This window comes from Campylobacter troglodytis (assembly GCF_006864425.1).
GTDB lineage: Bacteria > Campylobacterota > Campylobacteria > Campylobacterales > Campylobacteraceae > Campylobacter_D > Campylobacter_D troglodytis.
Genome location: NZ_QHLI01000178.1, coordinates 1 through 873 on the forward strand (window position 1 = coordinate 1; position 873 = coordinate 873).

General features: G+C 27.8%; 2 protein-coding genes. Both read left to right on the plus strand.

All coding sequences use genetic code 11. The features are described from left to right. Positions 1-215: 215 nt before the first annotated feature. Complete coding sequence (locus tag DMC01_RS12590; RefSeq protein WP_142694525.1) at positions 216-521, plus strand: hypothetical protein; 306 nt, start codon at positions 216-218, stop codon at positions 519-521. A gap of 77 nt (positions 522-598) precedes the next feature. Further along, the coding region (locus tag DMC01_RS12595) for a hypothetical protein (protein ID WP_142694526.1) at positions 599-873 on the plus strand (275 nt) is incomplete at its 3' end.

Sequence of the window (873 nt, forward strand, 5' to 3'; positions counted from 1 at the left end):
TGGCATTTTTATTAAATATGTCAGCTTTTATAAAGCTTCACTTTATTTATAGAAATAAAATATTAGAATTTGCAACTATAAGTATGTGCGAATTTTCATCTATATTTATTATTGCTCTATTCCCAATAAGGTAAGTAGATATTATTAGTGTGATTATAGATGAAAATACTACAATCAACTAGAGGATTCTAAATGAGGGGTGATGAAATCTTTGCATGTGTGATTTTTATAATGTTTGTAACCACACTATTCGCAAGGCGCAAAATGGTAATTTTGTCGTTTGGAATGTGATTTGTTTTGTGCCATTTTGCCTTGCTATTTATGATGATATTAGAGATAGAAATAGATTTACAGATGAGAGTGCGATTTGGGTTTGTGGATATATTTTTAGCATAAGCTTACTATGGACCTTGCCTATATTGCTATTATTCTTGGCCTTATCGTGGGGCAAATCATATTTTAATAAAAAATTCGTGGATAAGGAAAATAAACAAGGAAAAATTAGCTTACTTTTATTATAAGTTTTTTATATGCTAACTTGTTATTTATATGGATTAGATATTTTATATGAAAAACACACAAAAATATGGATAGCAAAATGAAAAAACTACATTCTTTGAAATTAAAAGAACTTGATGGGAATAATTTTTGGCTACTACTAAGTAGGTATCAATTTAATGATACTAAATATATAAATTTAAGTCCTAATGAGCTAGCAGAGTATTTTTGCAAACAAGATCTTAAAATTTACTCCATGTATCCACAAGTAAATGACACCCTAAATTTCAAAGGCAAGCTTCGTATCTCTTGGAGCTTTGATGTGAAATATAACAAAAACATTGATTTAATATTTTTTCCACAAAATAATCCCTA

Bases quoted from the DNA above. Each gene is read 5' to 3' on its own strand.
- DMC01_RS12590 (WP_142694525.1), top strand. From the start codon at position 216: ATGTGTGATTTTTATAATGTTTGTAACCACACTATTCGCAAGGCGCAA.